Genomic DNA, 19098 nt, shown 5'->3' on the forward strand with positions numbered 1-19098 from the left:
CCTGGAGGCGGTGGCCGATGGAACTCAGACAGCTACGTCACTTCCTGGCGTTGGTCGAGGAACGCAGCATCACCCGAGCCGCCAAGCGCGAGCTCATCGTGCAGTCAGGCCTGTCGAACTCGCTCCAGGCCCTCGAACGCGAACTCGGTACGCCCCTCTACATCCGCGGAACCAGGCCCGTCCGGCTCACCGCGGCCGGCGAGGCCTTGGTGGGCCCGGCTCGCCGGACCGTGGCCAGCGCAGCGCAGGCGGAAGAGGCCGTGCACCACACCCGTGACGTGCTCATCGGCACCCTGCGCCTCGGGGTCTCGCTCTCCGCTCAGCATCTGGTGCCGTTCGCTTCCTATCTCGGTGAGTTCACTCGCGATCATCCCGGCATCGACCTGCGCCTGCAGTACGCGCCCGCGCTGACGATGATCTCGATGGTCGAGACGGGAGAACTGGATTGCGTGATCGGACCGGCGGTCGGCCAGGTCCCGGGCGTCCGGATGACTCGCCTGGCGCGAGAGCAGCTGCACCTCGTCTGCCGTGCTGATCACCGCCTGGCGGAGCGGGCCGAGGTCAACATCAGAGAACTCGCCGACGAGCGGTTCGTCGAGGTACCCCCGGGGTGGACGGCTCGCCTGTTGAGTGACGCCGCGTTCGCCGGCGAAGGAATACCGCGCCGCATCGCCTGTGAGGTCGGCGACTGGGAACTGTTCCTCGAGCTGGTCAGCGCGGGCGTCGGTATCGGCTTCGCTCCGGTCGGCCTGCAGTACCCGGTGCTGACCGCACCGGACAGCGTTCTGCGGCTCATCGCGGTCGAGGGCGTGCGTCTGGAAAGGCACATCTACCTGATGCTGCCCTCGGTGGGCGAGACCAGCCCGGCAGCACGGCGGTTCGCCGACCAGCTGCTGCGTATCCACCACGCGGGCAGCTGACCCGACGCCTGTCGGCCAACGCGGCCCTGTCGACTCGCAAGTGGCGCGGCTGCGGGTGCGCTCATGCCGCGACCATCTGATCGCCAGATGGACTCCATCTGAGGCAGACGCGACGCAGGCGACATCGGCGGCGACGGAGGCGCGGTTGTACGGGGCGGAACTTCCATGCCGACCGTGGGCGCGGGCCCAACGGCAGAAAAGAGATGCCACTCCGGAAGATCCGCAGCCCGGTCGGCGCCTGCACGGCCGAAGCGAAGAAGGAGTTCGCCGAGATGAACCTCACCGACCACGCCGGAGTCCGGCTCACACACGGCAAGCCCAAGGTCAACGGCGTGGAGATCCACTACGCGATCGGCGGCGCCGGCGAGCCGGTGTTCCTGCTGCACGGCGTACCGAAGACCATGTCGTACTGGCGCCACGTCGTGCCGCTGCTGACCCCGCACTACACCGTCGTCGCGGTCGACAACCGAGGCTTCGGCGGCTCCCAGCGCCCCCTCACCGGCTACGACACCGCCACGATGGCCGGTGACGTCGCCGAACTCGCCACCCACCTGGGCTTCGACCGGTTCCGCGTCGCCGGCGAGGACTGGGGTGCGGCCATCGCCTACGCCGTCGCCGCCTTCCACCGGCCCCGGGTGCGGCAACTGGTCTTCCAGGAAACGCTCCTACCGGGATTGCCGGCCGGCCCAGGACTGCCGGGCGGCGAACACGACCCCTCGCTCGCCGCCGACGACGGCCGCACCGGCTGGCACTTCAGCTTCTTCAGCCTGCCGAACCTGCCCGAACTGCTGCTGGCCGGAAGGGAACGGCCCTTCTGGACGTACTACGCCAGACGCCAGATGTGGGACCCCAGCGCGCTGACCGAGGAGGACATCGACGACATGGTGCACTCGGCCGAGCAGCCGGGCGGCACCAGGGCCATCCTGGAGATGTACCGCGCCCGCCAGACCGACGCCGAACAGAACCGCCCGCATTACGCCGACCCGATCAGCTGCCCGGTCCTGGCCGTCGGCGCGCAGGCCTATCTCGGGGACGAAGTGTCCAGACAGCTCGCGCAAGTGGCCCGTGACGTCCGCGGCGCCGTCATCCCCGCGTCCGGTCACAACATCGCGCTGGAGAACCCGACCGCCCTGGCCCAGGCCTACCTCGACTTCTTCGCAGGCGGCTGAGGTTCGGCAAGCGCCTCGTGCGGCAACCCCAGGCGCGGGCAGGCCAAGGGCGACCAGCAGCCGGTCGAGGAGGCGGTGTCCACTGCTCGCCCAGACCGGTGCCCGGACTGCCGCAAGCGGGCAGGAGGCGTGCACAGCAAGCACCAACGCACCCGGGACGAGCGGTCGGCGGGGCCTCGTCTGCTGCGAGGCCACCGACTCCGAAACCGTCCAACGCCCGGCCGTCCAGCAAAGCCACCCAGCCGATTCCGGCGTCTCTGCCAGGAATTCCCCACCTAAAGGAACACCGACAGCGTCATCTGGGTGAAAGGACAGCTCGGCGCCCGGCAAGGAGGAAGGACTGCCGTGCGTGACGGCCTTCAGCCGGCGGCGGGAGTGATGGTGGTGCGCGGCGGCGCTGACGGCACGATGCTGTTCGCCAGGTCAAGGAGGTCCGCGATCCGGCGGTCGCGCGACTCTGCCGACCAAGCAAGCCGGAGGTCGGTGGGGGCAGGTCGGTGATCCGCGGATGACCAGACCTGACAGCCAGGCCCATCACCGTGGCGGGGGGGGCGAGGCACATCCCTCGTGATGTGCTGCCTGATGCGGCGGGACGGACCCGCAAGAAACGCGGGCGGGCGGTCGGCGAAGGCCGCGCACCACGCAATCAGGATCCGCGAGAGGCGGGTGGCGCCCTTCCCGCCCTGTCGTGCCACGTCGGGTGGAGGCGACGGAGTGCGGGTCTCCGGCGTGCGGGGGTGTGGGGAAGGTGCCGTGCGCTCGGGAGGCCTTGTGCGCGAAATGCCCGCGCCGAGGGCCGAACGACCCTGTGCCAGGTCCGGGCGGCCCGTGGCGCCGGGTCCTGGCCGGGCACACCCTGGGGTCAGGGACCCTTCGGCCCCGCCCATCCTCCCGAGGAGGAGATCATGCACGGCAAACCGCACACCGTGAGCGACGTGATGACCCGCTCGGTCGCCGCCGTCGGCCGCGACGCCCCGTTCAAGGACGTCGTCACCCTGATGGAGGAGTGGAAGGTCAGCGCCCTGCCCGTGCTGGAGGGCGAGGGCCGGGTGATCGGTGTCGTCTCCGAGGCCGATCTGCTCCCGAAGGAGGAGTTCCGGGACAGCGACCCGGACCGGTTCACCCAGCGGCAGCGCCTCGACGACCTGGCGAAGGCCGGCGCGGTGACCGCCGAGGAGCTGATGAGCACGCCCGCCGTGACCGTGCATCCGAATGCCACGCTCGCCCAGGCGGCGCGCATCATGGCCCAGCGCACGGTCAAGCGGCTGCCCGTCGTCAACGCCGAGGGCGTGCTCGAAGGCGTCGTCAGCCGCTCGGATCTGCTGAAGGTGTTCCTGCGGGACGACGAGGAACTCGCCGAAGAGGTCCGGCACGAAGTCGTCGACCGCCTCTTCCCGCTCTCCGCCGACCACATTCAGGTCGAGGTTGCGGAAGGTGTCGTCAGCCTCACCGGGTGGGTCGACGACAACGGGTTGGCCCGGGTGGCCGAGCAACTGGCCCGCGCAGTCGAGGGCGTGGTCGACGTCCGCTGCTGCCTCATGCCGATGTCCCCGCGGAACGACCCGCGCTGACAGGCCTGGGCGTACGGAAACACCGCCGTCCCGCGCCCGTTGACGACTCGACGCGGCGGTGTGCGCCCGGGAGTTCGGCCCACAGCACGTATTCGGCGTCCTTGAACTCCTCCTCCACGCGGATGCCGCGCAGACCAGGGAAGCCCGGACTCGGCGGCCCAGCCGGACAGGTCGTCGGGCAGCATCGGCCAGCCGCGCAGCCGCTCGCGCATGCCACTCGTGTGCTTCTTCCTCTCGGATTCTCATCTCCAGCCTCGCGTCAGGGCGTTGGTGCAGCCGTGGGGGGACCGGCCCTGCCCCGGTTCTGGTCGGCCCTCTCCTCACTGCTGAAGGCCTGGGCCTGGCCGGTGGTCGAGAGGCCGTCGGCGGTGGGCCAGCGCACCGCGACCCACGACTTCCCCCGGTCATCGGTGGCCCCGGTCCGGTGGGAAGCGCTCGGCGTCGGGAAGATCGGGGTCGAGGTCCGGACGGTGGCGCGGGCCGGCCAGCGCGCACTCCACGGCGACCACTCCGCCGACGCTCCGCACCCATCCGACAGCCACCGGCACCAGCGTGGTGTCCGGGACACGGCCGGTGAGGGTCACGACACCGCCGTTGACCTGCACGCCAACCGGTTCGGTGGAGTCGGCGAAAAGATGCGGGACGATCTCGCGCCGGATCTCCTCGGCGATCTCCTCGTCGTCCCGCAGGAACACCTTCAGCAGGTCGGCGCGGCTCACGACGCCTTTCAGCAGGCCGTCCACGTCGACCACCGGAAGCCGCTTGACCTTGTGCCGGGCCATCGTGCGCGCGGCCTCGGGCAGCGTGGCTTCGAGGCGGACGGTGACGGCCGGAGCGGTCATCAGCTCCTCGGCGGTGAGCGCCGCGGCCTTGGTGCCGGCGGGGTGAAGCCGGCGGTCCCGGGCATCGCCGTGGGCCTCCTCCTTGCGCAGCAGGTCGGCCTCCGAGACGACGCCGACGACGCGCCCGTCGCCGTCCAGGACAGGAGCCGCGCTCACCTGCCACTGCTGCAGGGCCTTCACGATGTCCTTGAAGGCCGCGCCGTGGCGCAGGGCGAGGACGGTGTGGGTCATCACGTCGCTCACGACGTGTGGAGTGCCCGTCATGGCGACCTCCAGGGTTCGGCTGCCGTAGTCCGACACCCTCAGACTCGGTCACCCGTCCGCGAAAAACATGGGCCTAACGGTCCCCCTCCGGTCCCGGTCGTCCCCGGCCGGGACCGGGAGGCAGGTCCGCGCGGCTGCTACGGCTTCGCGACCGGCACCCGCCACACCAGCGTCGTACCGCCGCCCTCGGGGCAGTCCCACTCCAGTCGGCCGCCGAGTTCCTCCGCCCGCTCCGCCAGGTTGCGCAGACCGCTGCGACGTCCTTCGGGCGGGATGCCCATGCCGTTGTCCTTGACCGTCAGCACCAGTTCGCGTCCGTCGGTCGTCAGAACGACCTCGGCGCGGTCGGCGCGGGCGTGCCGGGCGACGTTGGTCAGGGCCTCGGAGAGAACGGCGACGGCGTGATCGGCGATCTCCTTGGGCACGTCGGTGTCGATCAGCCCTTCCATGCGCACGCTCGGCGCGAATCCGAGCGTCGGGGCCGCCTCGCCGGCCACCCGCACGGCACGGCTCCGAAGGCCGGCGCCGGAGGTGCCCTCGCGGGCCCGCAGCCCGAAGATGGTCGACCTGATGATCTTGATGGTCTCGTCCAGGTCGTCCACGGCCCGCAGCACCCGCTCGGACGCCTCCGTGTGCTCGATGAAGCGCCCGGCACTCTGCAGGGTCATCCCGGTGGCGAACAGCCGCTGGATCGCCAGGTCGTGCAGATCCCGCGCGATCCGGTCGCGGTCCTGCAGCACCGCGATCTCCTCGGCGTCCCGCCGTCGCTCCGCCAGCTCCATCGCGATGGCCGCCTGGGCCGCGAAGACCTGGAGCGACTCGGTCTCCTTGCCGGTGTACTGTGGTCGGCCCGCCTCGCGCGCCAGCAGCACCACACCGCGCACACCGGCTTCGCCCCTGCCGATGGGGATGGCCACGGCGGGGCCGAGCCCTCGAAAACGCGGCGGCTCGGGCGAGACCCGTTCGTCGTGGACGACATCCGCGCTGGTCACCGCAGCACCTCGGGAGAACGCCAGACCCATCAGGGTCTGGTCGAGAGGCAGCACCAGCCCCCGGTGCTCGTCCGCGTCCATGCCGACGGCGATCTCCACGGTGAGCGAGTCGGTGTCCGGCATCGGCGTCGCGACGGCGGCCAGTGCCGAGCCGGTGATCTCCCTTGCCTGCTCGGCGATCAGCCCAAGGGCTTCGGCGATCTCACTGCTGGACATCAGGCTGTGGGTGATCTCCGTGCTCGCCCGCAGCCAGCGCTCGCGCAGCCGTGATTCCTCGTACAGCCGGGCGTTGTCGATCGCCACACCGGCCGCTACGGCCAGCGTCGACGTCACCGACACGTCGTCCTCGTCGAACTGCGCCCCGCCCCGCTTCTCGGTCAGGTACAGGTTGCCGAAGACCTGGTCGCGTACCCGGATCGGGACGCCCAGGAAGGTGTTCATGGGCGGGTGGTTCGACGGGAAGCCGTACGAAGCCGGGTGTTCTGAGATCTTCGCCAGGCGCAGTGGCTCCGGATGGCGGATCAGCTCTCCCAGGATGCCGTGTCCCTCCGGGTACGGCCCGATCGCGGCGATCTGCTCCTCGCTCACTCCGACCGTGTGGAACGCTGACAGCCGCCTGCCGTCCGGCCCGATCACGCCAAGGGCCGCGTACTCGGCGTCGACCAGCACGGCCGCCGCCTCCACGATGCTGCGCAGGGCCTGCTCCAGGTCCAGCTCCCGGCCGACCGAGAGGACCGCCTCCAGGAGGCGGTGCACCCGGTCGCGGGTACCGCGCGCTGCGTCCAGCCGCGCCTGCAGCTCTTCGAGCAGCTCGTCCAGCCTGAGCTGCGGCAACCGTATGCGGGCAGCCTCGGGGCTCTCCACCGTGGTCCTCCAGATCCCGTCGACCCGTACACCGGCAGGTCCGGTCAGTGCCACCGTAATGGGCGGCGACCGGGGTGGACACTTGGATCGGGCCAAGTCGTCAGCGTCCCCCGGTGGGACCGATCGGCCCTACCGGGGGACGCAGCACCTGCCTCCGTGATGCCCCGTCGTTCGACGCTGGGACCGCACCGACACCGCAGTGCGACGGAGGAGACCGCGTCATGGTCCATTACGTGTAGGACTTCACGGAGGGCGGCCGCGAGATGGCCGGCCTGCTCGGCGGCAAGGGCGCGAACCTCGCCGAGACGACCCGGCTGTGGCTGCCGGTCCCGCCCGGGTTCACCCTGTCCACCGAGGCCTGCCGGGCCTACCTGGCCACCGGCGACGAGCCGGAGGGCATGTCCGAGGAGGTCTCCCGCCATCTGTCCGCGCTGGAGACCGTGGCCGGGCGCCGGCTGGGACAGTCCACGGACGGCACACCGCCCTACGCATAAGGGCCGACCGGTCCCGAACAGGTGACCATCGGCACCTGCTCCGGACCATGGCCCCGGCGAGACTGGAATCAGGAGCGGCACCGATCCCCCGCGGTGTCGCTCCGCCCGCACCACCACGCTCGTCACCGAGTCGACCGAAGAACGCGCGCAACGGCCGCCCCCCTGGGCCGCGAGCGCCACTCACCCACGGAAGCCCGCCATGGCCAAGGACGACAGCGCGTGTGCCCCGCCGGCCGCGCGAAGGAGCATCGAACTCGACGGTGCCGAGGCACTGCGTCTGCTCGGCAGCGTGTCGCTGGGCCGGGTCGCCTTCACCCGGCAGGCGCTCCCCACCGTCCGTCCGGTGAACCATGTCCTCGTCGACGGGGTCATCGTCATCCGCACCCATGAGGGCGCCGCGCTCACCTCGCACACCCGGCAGACCGACGGCTCGGGGGTCGTCGTCGCCTACGAGGCGGACGACATCGACCCGGTCACGCACCTCGGCTGGAGCGTGGTGGTCACCGATTACGCCCACCTGGTGACCGACCCGCTCGAACTGGCCCGCTACGAGGCGCTGTTGCAGCCCTGGTCGGACCGGACCATGGAACACGCGGTCCGCATCCACCCCGATCTGGTGACCGGAGTCGTCCTCACAGCCGACGGCCGGGCGGCCCCCCGCTGAGCCGACGGCCTCAGGGGGCGCAGTCCGGCGGTCGGTCGTGCGGTACGAGCGCCACAGGCGCGGCCGCGTGGCGCAGTACCGCGTCGGTGACCGGACCGATGCGCGAGCCGAGCGGGGCCCGGCGGACCCGGCGGCCGACGACCACCAGGGAGGCGTTGCTCGCGGCAGGCGGGACCGTAGGTCCTCGCGGTGGGCCCATCGGACCCTGGTGCCGCCAATGACGGAAATTCAGGAGACAGGGTCCAGGCCGTACATCGTTCGTCCGCCGGTCAGTCGACGTCCGGTGACCAGCTCCGGCTCGATGCGCACGAAGACCTCCTGGGGGGACGGAACCCAGGAACGCGGGCCGTGACGCACCAGCCGTTCGTGCTCGCCCGGGTCGCTCACCAGGGTCGCGGTGCCGGTCACGACGACGCTCCAGCCGGAGTGGGTGGCGTCGTCGAACTCGTCGGCCTCGAACGCGACCACCGAACCGTCGATGGCGCGGACCAGTTCCGAGGCCGCGGACGTCCGTAGCAACACCCCTCCGTCACCGGCCAGGGTGAAGTTGACGGGCAGCACCGCGGGCAGCGCGTGCCGGGTGTGGACGATCCGGCCGACCGGCACCCGGGCGAGCAGTCTCAGGCACTCCCGCCGGTCGAGTTCACAGAATCCGTCGTTGGCATACATCGGCCGTCTCGTCTCTCGCTTCGTCCCGCGTTGGTGTGTGGCTGCTCCGTCGCACGGCGCGGCCCGGGTCAGACCGTGATGCGACGCCCGGTCACGGAGCTTGGCTCGATGCGCACCCACAGGTCACGCTCGCCGCCCGCCCACGCAGTGCTGTGGACCGACGCGGAGAGCCGGCGCACCTCCTCCGTGTCGCTCACGCGACGTGCCGGTCCGCGCACCAGCACGCTCCAGCCCTGGCTGAAGGCGTCGTCGATGCGGTCCACCTCGAAAGCCACCTGGCAGCCCGGGGCCATGGCCGGTGTGGCGTCGTCGGCGGTCCTGAAGACGATCGCGCCGTCGACGACGGTGTAGTTGACCGGCACGACGACAGGGCCCGACGCGGTGCCGACTCCGAGACGTCCCACCCCGTGCGAACCGAGCAGCGCCCTGCATTCGGGTGGGTTCAACTCGGTGAACCGGGGGTGGTGCCCCGCCCTGGCTCGGCCGGACGGGGCTTCGGTGTCGCCTCCGGTGAGGTGCGGCATGGTGGTGTGCAGCACGTTCGCGAGCCTGAGCAGGGCGCCCGTGCCCGGCGTGGCCTCGGGGCGTTCCTCCAGGTACCGCAGGTACCCCGGCGCGATGCCGGCCCGTTCGGCCGTCTCCTCGCGGGTGAGGCCGAGTTCCTTGCGGCGGGCCGCCAGGCGGCGCCCCAGGTCTCCCAGCGGCGGTGCTTCTGCCGTGTTCGGCCGTACCTGTTCGGTCATGACCGGTCACGTCCTCTCGTGGGTCAGGTCCCGCGGACGGCTACCTCGTGCTGCTCCCCGCCGAGCACGACCTTGAGCGCGCCGGTGTCGGCGGCCCGGGCGAAGACGTCGTACGCCTCGGCCATGTGGTCCAGCGGGAAGGTGTGGGTGACCAGCTGTGCGGTGGGCAGCCGCCCGGCGGCGGCCATTCGCAGCAGGGTGGGGGTGGAGTGGGTGTCGACCAGGCCCGTGGTGATGGTCACGTTCTTGATCCACAGGTCTTCGAGGTGCAGGGTGGCAGGCTTGCCGTGCACGCCGATGTTGGCGACGTGTCCGCCGGGCCGGACCATGCGGGTGCACAGTTCGAAGGTCTCGGGTACGCCGACGGCCTCGATGACGACGTCCGCGCCGAGCCCGTCGGTGAGGTCGGCGATCAGCTGCTCCGGGGCCTCGCGGGCGTCGGCGACGGCGTCCGCGCCGAACCTCTTGGCCGCTTCCAGACGGGCCGGAGCCAGATCCACGGCGACGATCCGCTCGGGCGCGAACAGCCGTGCCGTGGTGATCGCCGCGAGGCCGATGGGGCCGGCGCCGACGACGGCGACGGTGTCGCCGGGGCGCACCCGGCCGTTGCGGACGCCCACCTCGTAGGCGGTCGGGAAGATGTCCGCGAGGAGGACGGCGTCCTTGCTGTCGACGGCGGCGGGCAGCGCGTGGACGGACAGGTCCGCGAAGGGGACGCGGACGTACTCGGCCTGGGTGCCGTCGATCAGATGGCCGAGGATCCAGCCTCCGCCGCCCCGGCACTGGCCGTACATCCCTTCCCGGCAGTAGGGGCAGCGCCCGCAGGAGCTGATGCACGAGACCAGGACACGGTCTCCCGGCCGGACCGTCCGTACGTCACTGCCGACCTCGACGATCTCGCCGACGGCCTCGTGACCCAGGATCGTGCCGGGCTGCACCTCGGGGACGTCGCCCTTGAGGATGTGCAGGTCCGTCCCGCAGATCGTGACGGCGTCCACGCGCACGACGGCGTCGGTGGGCTCCTTGATCGCGGGATCGGGGACCGCTTCCCAGGCGGACTGCCCGGGGCCGTGGAAGACGAAGGCCTTCATGGGGTCACTCACCGTCCTTGGTCCGCTGCGGGGCGCGGCGTCGGCGAGCGTCGACGGCGGGTGCCGGCCGGGCGCCCGGGTATTGCCGGTATCGCCCCGCAGATCCAGCTTGTCCTGTCCCGAACCGGTCCGCTTGGGCCGTTTGGACTCCGTCCCCCCGCCGGACGGCCCTGCGCGCGGGAGCACCGGAACACGTGCTGTTCGGATCCTGCCGCCATGGTTCCAAGAGGGCCGAACGGCCCTTCCGTACGGCCCGCCGACTGCACTTGTGTGTATCCATGGACGACAACCACACCAGGTCCGCGGCGTACCACACGGCACGTACCGACGGCGGCACCACCGTCGTCACCCTGCACGGCGAAATCGATCTCCTCGCGGTTCCGGTCCTCTCCGCGGCCCTGGACGCCCTGACGGCCGGTGCGGAGCCCGATCTGGTGCTCGACCTGAGCCCCGTCTCCTTCATCGACTGCACCGGCCTCAGCCTGCTGTGCCGGGCCCGCAACCGGGTCCGGTCCCGCATCGGCAGACTCCGGCTGGTCGTGCCCGGCGGCGGCTTCCTGCGGCTGCTGCACTGCACGGGCCTGAGTGGCGCCTTCGAGTTGTATCCCGGCCTCAGCGAGGCCCTCGGCGGCAAGGACTTATCGGGACCAGCCTCCCTCGCGGTCGCCTGCCTCTCTCCCGCCGTGGGCCGAACGGCCCTTGTCAGCAGCGGAGTCGGTCCCGGGCGGCCCCATGGTGGTCCCTGGTCGGCCCATGTCCCGGTACTCGGGCGGCTGCCACCGTCGGAGGTGTCACCACGACAAGGAGGAGGTGCGGACCTGTGCGCTGGCCGGGGCGGTCTTCGGGGCCGGAGCGGTCGCCCGGTGGCGGCTGGAGCAGCGGCGGCTCGACCTGTGGGATCGCGAGTGGAACGCCGTCGGACCTCGCTGGGGTCACAAGACCGGCTGAGATCAGGCCCCCTCGAACCCACACCTGCTCGGGAGGCGAACGGCGATGGAACCCGTGTTCCTCACTCATACCGGCACATCGGCACCCAGCCGGGCCGCGACCGACTGGGCAACCGACGAGGCCCGACTGCGGGGTGCGGTGCTGCGGGTGGCGCACAATCCGGTGCGGGAGCCCGGCCCAGCATCGTTGATCGTCTGCGGCGTGAGCCGGGACGACGCCGCCGTCCCGTCGGGCTCCGGCTCCCCTCCGGCCATGCTCGTCGGCGCCGCCCGCTGCCCTGTCGTACTCGTCCCCCCACCGTCTCGCCACCTCTCGGCAACGGGCGGGAGTCATCCTCGGCGTCGACGCCCGCGACCCCTCCGAGGCAGCCCTCGGCTTCGCCTTCGACAGCGCCCGGCTCCGAGGCGTACGCCTGCACGCCGTGCACGCCTGGGCGCTGCCCGCGGATGCCGCCGACCGGCCCTTCGGCGTACCCGAGAGTGATCGCGCGACCTGGGAGGACCACGAGGCCCAGCTACTGGACGACGCACTGCGCCCGTGGTGCGAGAAGTTCCCCGCCGTGCAGGTACTCGCGGACGTCCGGTTGTTCGGTCCCGCGGAGGCACTGCTGCACTGCTCCGAGCGCGCCGGGCTGGTCGTGGTCCTCCGTGACTCAGGAACCATCGGTTGGGAAGAGGCCGCTCGGGCCCTGCTGCGGCGAGGCACGTGCGCCGTGGCTGTCGTACCGTCCTGAGGCCAGGTCGCCTCGCCGGCGTGCAGACGCCTGGGGACGCAGGGTTTCCGGGCCGAAGAGCCCAGGGCACAGTCGGCTGATCGGTAGTGCGCGTTCGTGGGCGCCTTCACCCTGAGCAAGACCCGTGAAGCCCCCTGCGCCGGAGATCGGCGACGAGCCGGAGGCAGGCCGGGCCATGGACGACCTGGCCCGGCAGCTCTCAGACGACTGGCCGTCACCTCTGAAGCAATCCGAACGCCACCGCCGACATCACCGACGGCACGCAGGTGTGCCGCGACGCGGTGGCCGTGCCCGCCCGCGCTGTGCGGTGTCCCGCGTGGCAGGGTGGAGACAGCACCACTCTGAGGAGAGGGCGGCGACCATGCGAGCTCACCTCGGCGACCAACTCGTGATCGAAAGCCCGGCCACGGGTGCCACCAGGCGCGACGGGGAGATCATCGGCCTCCACCACGAGGACGGCACACCCCCCTACGACGTGCGCTGGTCGGATTCGGGCGAGGTCACGCTCGTCTTTCCCGGGCCCGACGCGCACATCCACCATCTGCGGCACGGACCGCCCGGGCCCCCGCACGAATCACCGGGGAACACGGGTGAGGCGGAGAGCTGGTCCCCGCCTTTGCCATCCGGCGGGGCGGCCAGTCCCGGAGACTTCGGCCGGTGGGTGGCCGCGGAACGGCGACGGCGGGGCCTCAGCCGAGAAGTGACGGCCGCTCGCGCCCGCATGGCCCCCGAATACCTCGACCGTCTGGAGCAGCACCCCACGGCCCCGGCCCTGGGGACGGTCATCAGGCTGGCAGAGGCACTGGGCACCAGTGTCAGCGCGTTGTACGGCGCCGGCGTCGACCTCCCGCCCGGCCAGGGCCACGCGCTGCTCCACCCACGGCTGCGCGACCTCGCCCCGGAGGAATGCCGGGCCCTGCTCTCCACACACGGGGTCGGACGCGTCACGGTCTCGACGCTGGACGGTCACCCGGCGGTCGTCCCGGTCAACTACGACGTCATCGACGGCGCCATCGTCTTCCGGACCGCGCCGGAGTCCGTCACCGCGACGGTGGTGGACGAGGAGGTCGCCTTCGAGGTCGACCGTGTGGACGATGCACTGAGCGTGGGCTGGAGCGTACTCGCCCTCGGGCGGGCAAGCATCGTGACGGAACCCGAGGCGGTACGCAGGCTCGTTCAGTACGCCCACGCCACTCCATGGGCGGGCGGCGAGCGCGCGATGTGGGTGTCGATCCGGCCCCGAAGCCTCACTGGCCGCCGCATCACATCGGCGGATCGGTAGCCGAGGACCGCGGAGTTCACATCGTCGGCGTCATCACGCCGCCCACACTCGTATGGCTCGAGCGGGCCCCGCCAGGACCAGCTGGCGGGGCCCGCTCGAAATGGGCTCATGGTCTGCGGCTTCGGTCGAGGCTGAGGCGCGGCGAGTCCTGTCAGCCTTTCAACTCCCCGGCGATCCCGGACGCCCACGCCTCCACGGCCTTGAAGTCCCGGAAGTCCCCGCCCTTTTCGGAGCGCAGGATCCTGCGGGCCAGCCAGCCGTCCGCGTCGCCGTCGAGACAGCCGCCGAAGGTGGCGTGGCCCCGTGCGTGCAGGGACTGCATCGTGCGGCGCACCCCACGCACGGGCGGGATGTCCCGCTCGGAGGCGGAGGTGTCGAGCGGGCCGCTGCTGAAGCACCACACGGGCCGCTCGGCGAGGTCGTGGCGGTGGCGGCGGATGAACGTCCGGGCGTCCTTGTGCCAGCGGCCGGCGTACAGTCCGCCGCCGACCACGACCGCGGCGTACCGGTCCACGAAGGGCACGGACGTGGCCCGCATGGTCTCGACGGTCAGCCCGTTCTCGCGCAGGGTGTCGGCGATCGTTTCGGCGATGTGGGCCGTCGATCCGTTCTTGGTGCCGTAGGTGACTAACACAGTGCCGGTCATGGGACGGTCCCCTCTCAGAGTCCGCGCAGCCAGTCGTCGGCTGCGCCGTGCAGCGCGAGCCAGGCCGCGCGGTCGGCCGCGTGGGCCAACGCGCGTGCCGCCGCCTGCGGTTCGGCGTGGGCCGGGATGGTGCCGCCCTCGTCGGCGGCGGGCAGCAGCCGGACCGGCAGGTCCTGCTCCAGGCGTACGGCGAGGACCGGCTTGGGCCTGCGGTCGGGGGCCCCGGTGAGGGCCCGTACCAAGTTGTCGCCGGTCGCGGTGGCGAGGGCGGTCGGGACCAGGGCCACCAGGACGGCATCGATGCCCGGATACTCCATGAGCGCGTCGACACAGTCCGTGAGCTGTTCCTCGGTCACGGCGGCGGTGGCGTCGATCGGGTTGCCGATGGCCGCTCCGTCGGGCAGCACGGCGAGCAGTTCGTCGATCATCGTCGGGGTGAACGGCGGCAGGTCGAGCCCCGCCTCGGCGCAGGCGCCGGCGGCCAGTACTCCGGCGCCGCCCGCGTTGGTGACGATGGCGACGCGGTTGCCCGGCAAGGCCGAGCACTCGGCCCTGCGCCTCGGCCAGCAGCGCCCGGTAGCCGGGGCGGGCCGGGGCACACGCCCCGGTCGGCGGCCATCGCGGCCGAGCGCCGGCTCACCGAGAAGAACCTGAGGCGGAGGTTCTCCGAGGACATCGCGTCGTAGAGACCCTTCAGCCGGTCGTGGTCGCCGGGCGCCACGGGCCGGATGCACCCGGTCGTGCCGTCCGCGAGCAGCGCGTGGGCGGGGGCTCGTTCGAGCAGGTCGTCGGTCATCGCGGGTCTCCTCCGTACCGGTTGGTACTTCGAGCATCCAGCTCGGCGGGGCCTGGTCCCATGGGCTGTCCGGGGCGAGGTGGGGGCCGATCGGCCCTGATCAGGAGGCCGAGTGGGAGCCGAGGCCGCTGAGCGCGACTGCCCCCGCCGGCGACCGGGGGTCCGGTCGGCCGACGAGGGCAGGACGAGATGACTCCGGAGCCCGGATCAGTCCTCGGCCACCAGGGCCGTCAGGTCCAGGAGCCGGTGCCGACGCGTACGGTCGCGGTGACGAACTCCTTTCCGGTGCACGGGTGTTCAGCCCGCCCAGGTCCAGTCGGCGACCTCGGGCAGGTCGGTGCCGTGCTCGCGGATCCAGGCCTGATGGCGGGTGCGTGCGTCGGCCATCTGCTGGCGTACGGCGGCGGCGCGTACGGCGAGTCCGGGGACGCGGTCGATGACGTCCATGACCAGGCGGTAGCGGTCCAGGTCGTTGCGGACGACCATGTCGAACGGCGTGGTCGTGGTGCCGGACTCCTTGTAGCCGCGGACATGCAGGTTGGCGTGGCCGGTGCGGCGGTAGGCGAGGCGGTGGATCAGCCAGGGGTAGCCGTGGTAGGCGAAGATCACCGGCTTGTCGGTGGTGAACAGGCCGTCGTACTCGAAGTCGGTCATCCCGTGCGGGTGTTCCTCCTTGGGCAGCAGCCGGGTCATGTCGACGACGTTCACCACCCGCACGGCCAGCTGTGGCAGGTGCCGGCGCAGCAGCTGGGCGGCGGCGAGGATCTCCTGGGTGGGCACGTCGCCGGCGCAGGCGAGGACGACGTCGGGCTCGCGGGAGCCGTTCTCGGTGCCGGCCCACTCCCAGATCCCGGCACCGCGGGCGCAGTGCACCCGGGCCTGGTCCATGGAGAGCCAGTCGAAGCAGGGCTGTTTGCCCGCCACGATCACATTCACGTAGTCGCGGCTGCGCAGGGCGTGGTCGGCGACGGAGAGGAGGGTGTTGGCGTCCGGCGGGAGGTAGACGCGTACGACCTCCGGGCTCTTGTTCAGCACATGGTCGACGAAGCCGGGGTCCTGGTGCGAGAAGCCGTTGTGGTCCTGGCGCCAGACATGGGACGTGAGCAGGTAGTTGAGCGAGGCGATGGGTGCGCGCCAGGCCAGCTCCCTGGACGTCTTCAGCCACTTGATGTGCTGGTTGACCATGGAGTCGACGATGTGCACGAACGCCTCGTAGCAGGAGAACAGTCCGTGCCGGCCGGTCAGCAGATAGCCCTCCAGCCAGCCCTGGCAGAGGTGTTCGGAGAGGATCTCCATCACCCGGCCGTGGTGTTCGAGGTGTTCGTCGACCGGCAGCAGTTCGGCCTGCCAGGCCTTGCCGCTGACGTCGAAGACGGCCTGGAGCCGGTTGGAGGCGGTCTCGTCGGGGCCGACGATGCGGAAGTCCCGGCGCAGCCGCGTGTCCTTCATGATCCGGGCGAGGAGGTCGCCGAGGACCCGGGTGGGCTCGTGCAGGGTGGTGCCCGGCTTGTCCACGGGGACGGCGAACTCGTCGAGGTCGGCGAGGGGCAGGTCGCGGACGAGCAGGCCGCCGTTGGCGTACGGGGACGCGCCCAGCCTCCGGGCACCGTCGGGGACACAGGCGAGCACGTCGGCGACCGGCCGCCCGTCGGGTCCGAAGAGCTCCTCGGGCCGGTACGACCGCAGCCACGCCTCCAGCTGCCGCAGGTGCTCGGGGTTCTCGCGGACTCCGGCGAGCGGGACCTGGTGGGCCCGCCAGGTCCCCTCGACGGGCACGCCGTCCACCTCGGCCGGGCCGGTCCATCCCTTGGGCGTGCGCAGCACGATCATCGGCCAGTGCACCCGTTCGATGACACCGTCCTCGCGGGCCGAGCGCTGCATCACGGCGATGCGGTCCAGCGCGTCGTCCATCGCCGCCGCCATGGCGCGGTGGACCTCGCGCGGGTCGTCACCCGTGACATGGATCGGCTCGTGGCCGTAGCCGCGCAGCAGCGAGTCGAGTTCGGCCTCGGGCACGCGGGCGAGGACGGTCGGGTTGGCGATCTTGTAGCCGTTGAGGTGCAGGATCGGCAGCACGGCGCCGTCGTGGACCGGGTCGAGGAACTTGTTGGAGTGCCAGGAGGCGGCCAGCGGCCCGGTCTCCGCCTCGCCGTCGCCGATCACGCAGGCGACCAGCAGGTCCGGGTTGTCGAGGGCCGCGCCGTAGGCGTGCGCGAGGGAGTAGCCGAGCTCGCCGCCCTCGTGGATCGAGCCGGGCGTCTCCGGGGCCACATGGCTCGGTACACCACCGGGGAAGGAGAACTGCCTGAAGAGCCGGCCCATCCCCTCCCGGTCGCGCGACACGTCCGGGTAGGTCTCGCTGTAGCTGCCCTCCAGCCAGGAGTTGGCCAGCACGGACGGACCCCCGTGCCCCGGCCCCCACACGCACAGCGCGTCGAGTCCGCGGGCCTTGATCACCCGGTTGAGGTGGGTGTACACGAGGTTCAGGCCCGGCGAGGTGCCCCAGTGGCCGAGCAGCCGGGGTTTGATGTGCTCGGGCCGCAGGGGCTCGGTGAGCAGCGGGTTGGACATCAGGTAGATCTGCCCCGCCGCGAGGTAGTTGGCGGCACGCCAGTGGGCGTCCAGGGTGCGCAGTTCGTCGTCGGAAAGTACGGTGGCGTCCTGGTGTTCGACCTTGGACATGAGATGGCTCCGTGAGTCAGTCATCGGGCGGTGGAGGCGGCATGGCCGGCAAGAAGGCGGCGGAGCTGCCGCGCAAGGTGTACGAAGCGGAACTGCGACGCCTGCAGGCCGAGTTGGCGAAGCTGCAGGAGTGGGTACGGGCCACGGGTGCACGTCTTGTGGTGATCTTCGAGGGGCGGGACGCGGCCGGCAAAGGCGGCACGATCAAACGGGTGACGGAGAACCTCAACCCGCGCATCGCCCGGATCGCGGCGCTCCCCAAGCCCACCGAGCGCGAGCGCACGCAGTGGTACTTCCAGCGGTACGTCGAGCACCTGCCGGCCGCCGGGGAGATGGTGCTGTTCGACCGGTCCTGGTACAACCGGGCCGGCGTCGAGCATGTGATGGGCTTCTGCACGAAGGAGGAGTACCAGCTCTTCCTGCGGCACTGCCCGATCTTCGAGCGGATGCTGGTCGAGTCGGGGATCCTGCTGCGCAAGTACTGGTTCTCGGTGAGCGACACCGAGCAGCAGGAGCGGTTCCGCAAGCGTCTCGACGACCCGCTGCGGCGCTGGAAGCTCTCGCCGATGGACCTGGAGTCGATCACCCACTGGGAGGCCTACTCCCGGGCCAAGGACGAGATGCTGGTGTACACCGACGTCTCCGAGACGCCCTGGTACGTCGTGGAGAGCGACGACAAGCGCCGGGCGCGGCTGAACATGATCGCCCACCTGCTGTCGACCGTCCCGTACCACGACGTGCCGCCGCCGGTGCTGAAGCTCCCGAAACGGCCGCCGTCGACCGGCTACGAGCGCCCGCCGCGGGATCTGCAGACCTACGTCCCCGACCACGCGGCGACTCTCTGAGCAGCCGGTCATCGCGGTCACGTCCGCTCGGGTACGACGGCGACCGGGCACGCGGCGTGGTGCAGGACGCCGTGGGCCACCCGGCCGAGCCGGAGCCCGAGGTGCCCGGTGTTGCGCCGGGCGCCCACCACCAGCAGGTCGGCCGTACGGGAGGCGGCCAGCAGTACCTGGCGGGCGGGGCCCTCGACGGTCTGCCGGTGCACGCGCACCTCCTCCGGTACGTCGCGCAGCGCCTCCTCCAGGTTGTCCAGGGCCCGCTGCTCGTGCAGCCGGGCGGGTTCCCCGGACACCAACGGGTGGTCGGTGCTCTCGTGTGCCGGAGCCCGCCAGGCCCGTACGGCGTCGACCTCGGCGTCCCGCAGCCCGGCCTCCCGGACGGCGAAGCGCACGGCCTCCTGACCCCCGATGCCGAGCACGATCCGGCCACCGCCCCCGGGACGAACCTGGTTGTCGTGACTGCCACGGAGCACGATCACCGGGCAGTGGGCCTGCGCGGCGACGGCCAGGCCGACCGAGCCGAGCAGCATCTCGACGAAACCGCTGCGCCCCCGGGAACCCAGCACCAGCGCCTCGGCGTCGCTGCTCTCCCGCACCAGGGCGTACTCCGGTTCCTCCGGAAGGACGTCGGTGGTGACCTTCAGGCCGGGCTGCCGGCGGTGGGCCCGCCGAGCGGCGACGGCGACGACGTCCTCGGCCATCAGCTCGTCGGACGGCTTGGTGAGGTCGTCGGTGAGCGACTCGCCCTCGTACCGCTCCCACAGCGAGGCGTACACCAGCCGGAGCGGCCGGCCGCGCAGGGCGGCCTCGTCGGCCGCCCACTCGACGGCCCGCAGGCTGGACTCGGAGCCGTCGACTCCGACGACGACCGACAGGTCCATGGTGC

The 19098-nt window shown here is 71.5% G+C and carries 17 protein-coding genes and 3 pseudogenes; 10 read left to right on the forward strand and 10 right to left on the reverse strand.

Going from position 1 to position 19098, the window contains the following annotated elements:
• Positions 1 to 17 precede the first annotated feature (17 nt).
• From ACWGJB_RS03615 to ACWGJB_RS03625, 3 genes are all read left to right on the forward strand, one after another.
• Positions 18 to 920 (forward strand): LysR family transcriptional regulator, encoded by a 903-nt coding sequence (locus ACWGJB_RS03615; protein WP_453378638.1) that lies wholly within the window; start codon positions 18 to 20, stop codon positions 918 to 920.
• Between the two features lie 203 nt (positions 921 to 1123).
• On the forward strand, positions 1124 to 2089 hold the full coding sequence (locus ACWGJB_RS03620; protein WP_453378639.1) for an alpha/beta fold hydrolase: 966 nt from the start codon (positions 1124 to 1126) through the stop codon (positions 2087 to 2089).
• A 905-nt stretch (positions 2090 to 2994) separates the two neighbouring features.
• Entirely contained in the window at positions 2995 to 3660 is a 666-nt protein-coding gene (locus tag ACWGJB_RS03625) for a CBS domain-containing protein (protein ID WP_453378640.1), read from the forward strand.
• A gap of 404 nt (positions 3661 to 4064) precedes the next feature.
• On the opposite strand, the gene ACWGJB_RS03630 is transcribed toward ACWGJB_RS03625, so the two are convergent.
• Together ACWGJB_RS03630 and ACWGJB_RS03635 are read right to left on the reverse strand one after the other, a co-directional pair.
• The gene (locus ACWGJB_RS03630) at positions 4065 to 4766 is read right to left on the reverse strand and encodes a CBS domain-containing protein (RefSeq protein WP_453378641.1); all 702 of its coding nucleotides are present in this window, start codon (positions 4764 to 4766) and stop codon (positions 4065 to 4067) included.
• A 137-nt stretch (positions 4767 to 4903) separates the two neighbouring features.
• A complete protein-coding gene (locus tag ACWGJB_RS03635) occupies positions 4904 to 6622 on the reverse strand; it encodes a sensor histidine kinase (RefSeq protein ID WP_453378642.1) in 1719 nt (572 codons plus the stop codon).
• Between the two features lie 263 nt (positions 6623 to 6885).
• Between ACWGJB_RS03635 and ACWGJB_RS03640 the strand changes: the two are divergent.
• Both ACWGJB_RS03640 and ACWGJB_RS03645 read left to right on the forward strand, forming a co-directional pair.
• Positions 6886 to 7095: pseudogene (locus tag ACWGJB_RS03640) on the forward strand (PEP/pyruvate-binding domain-containing protein); the annotation flags it as partial.
• Between the two features lie 220 nt (positions 7096 to 7315).
• Positions 7316 to 7780, forward strand: a complete 465-nt coding sequence (locus tag ACWGJB_RS03645) for a pyridoxamine 5'-phosphate oxidase family protein (protein ID WP_453378643.1) — start codon at positions 7316 to 7318, stop codon at positions 7778 to 7780.
• 10 nt (positions 7781 to 7790) lie between these two features.
• Here ACWGJB_RS03645 and ACWGJB_RS03650 read toward each other — a convergent pair whose 3' ends face one another.
• The 4 genes from ACWGJB_RS03650 to ACWGJB_RS03665 form a co-directional block, all read right to left on the reverse strand.
• On the reverse strand, positions 7791 to 7979 hold the full coding sequence (locus ACWGJB_RS03650; protein ID WP_453378644.1) for a universal stress protein: 189 nt from the start codon (positions 7977 to 7979) through the stop codon (positions 7791 to 7793).
• Between the two features lie 29 nt (positions 7980 to 8008).
• Positions 8009 to 8449: a pyridoxamine 5'-phosphate oxidase family protein gene (locus ACWGJB_RS03655; protein WP_453378645.1), complete on the reverse strand. Its 441-nt coding sequence runs from the start codon at positions 8447 to 8449 to the stop codon at positions 8009 to 8011.
• Positions 8450 to 8517: 68 nt separating this feature from the next.
• Entirely contained in the window at positions 8518 to 9192 is a 675-nt protein-coding gene (locus ACWGJB_RS03660) for a helix-turn-helix domain-containing protein (protein ID WP_453378646.1), read from the reverse strand.
• Between the two features lie 23 nt (positions 9193 to 9215).
• Positions 9216 to 10283, reverse strand: a complete 1068-nt coding sequence (locus ACWGJB_RS03665; protein WP_453379022.1) for a zinc-dependent alcohol dehydrogenase family protein — start codon at positions 10281 to 10283, stop codon at positions 9216 to 9218.
• A gap of 278 nt (positions 10284 to 10561) precedes the next feature.
• Here ACWGJB_RS03665 and ACWGJB_RS03670 point away from each other — a divergent pair.
• From ACWGJB_RS03670 to ACWGJB_RS03685, 4 genes and pseudogenes are all read left to right on the forward strand, one after another.
• Positions 10562 to 10846, forward strand: a pseudogene (locus ACWGJB_RS03670) (STAS domain-containing protein); the annotation flags it as partial.
• Positions 10847 to 11036: 190 nt separating this feature from the next.
• A complete protein-coding gene (locus ACWGJB_RS03675) occupies positions 11037 to 11231 on the forward strand; it encodes a hypothetical protein (protein ID WP_453378647.1) in 195 nt (64 codons plus the stop codon).
• A gap of 331 nt (positions 11232 to 11562) precedes the next feature.
• Positions 11563 to 11964: a universal stress protein gene (locus ACWGJB_RS03680; RefSeq protein WP_453379023.1), complete on the forward strand. Its 402-nt coding sequence runs from the start codon at positions 11563 to 11565 to the stop codon at positions 11962 to 11964.
• Positions 11965 to 12325: 361 nt separating this feature from the next.
• Positions 12326 to 13246 carry a DUF1918 domain-containing protein gene (locus ACWGJB_RS03685; protein WP_453378648.1) on the forward strand — a complete coding sequence of 307 codons (921 nt, stop codon included), beginning with the start codon at positions 12326 to 12328 and terminating at the stop codon, positions 13244 to 13246.
• Positions 13247 to 13397: 151 nt separating this feature from the next.
• Here ACWGJB_RS03685 and ACWGJB_RS03690 read toward each other — a convergent pair whose 3' ends face one another.
• The 3 genes and pseudogenes from ACWGJB_RS03690 to ACWGJB_RS03700 all read right to left on the reverse strand — a co-directional run bounded on the left by ACWGJB_RS03690 (position 13398) and on the right by ACWGJB_RS03700 (position 17370).
• Positions 13398 to 13892 carry a flavodoxin domain-containing protein gene (locus ACWGJB_RS03690; protein ID WP_453378649.1) on the reverse strand — a complete coding sequence of 165 codons (495 nt, stop codon included), beginning with the start codon at positions 13890 to 13892 and terminating at the stop codon, positions 13398 to 13400.
• 53 nt (positions 13893 to 13945) lie between these two features.
• Positions 13946 to 14422 (reverse strand): annotated as a pseudogene (locus ACWGJB_RS03695) (GNAT family N-acetyltransferase); the annotation flags it as partial.
• A 563-nt stretch (positions 14423 to 14985) separates the two neighbouring features.
• Positions 14986 to 17370 carry a phosphoketolase family protein gene (locus ACWGJB_RS03700; protein WP_453378650.1) on the reverse strand — a complete coding sequence of 795 codons (2385 nt, stop codon included), beginning with the start codon at positions 17368 to 17370 and terminating at the stop codon, positions 14986 to 14988.
• A 41-nt stretch (positions 17371 to 17411) separates the two neighbouring features.
• Here ACWGJB_RS03700 and ppk2 point away from each other — a divergent pair, with 41 nt between their 5' ends.
• Entirely contained in the window at positions 17412 to 18215 is an 804-nt protein-coding gene (gene ppk2, locus ACWGJB_RS03705) for a polyphosphate kinase 2 (RefSeq protein WP_453378651.1), read from the forward strand.
• Positions 18216 to 18232: 17 nt separating this feature from the next.
• Here ppk2 and ACWGJB_RS03710 read toward each other — a convergent pair whose 3' ends face one another.
• Positions 18233 to 19093, reverse strand: coding sequence for a universal stress protein (locus ACWGJB_RS03710; protein ID WP_453379024.1), 861 nt, complete (start codon positions 19091 to 19093; stop codon positions 18233 to 18235).
• Between the last annotated feature and the right edge of the window lie 5 nt (positions 19094 to 19098).

The organism is Streptomyces sp. NPDC054813, from assembly GCF_053611365.1.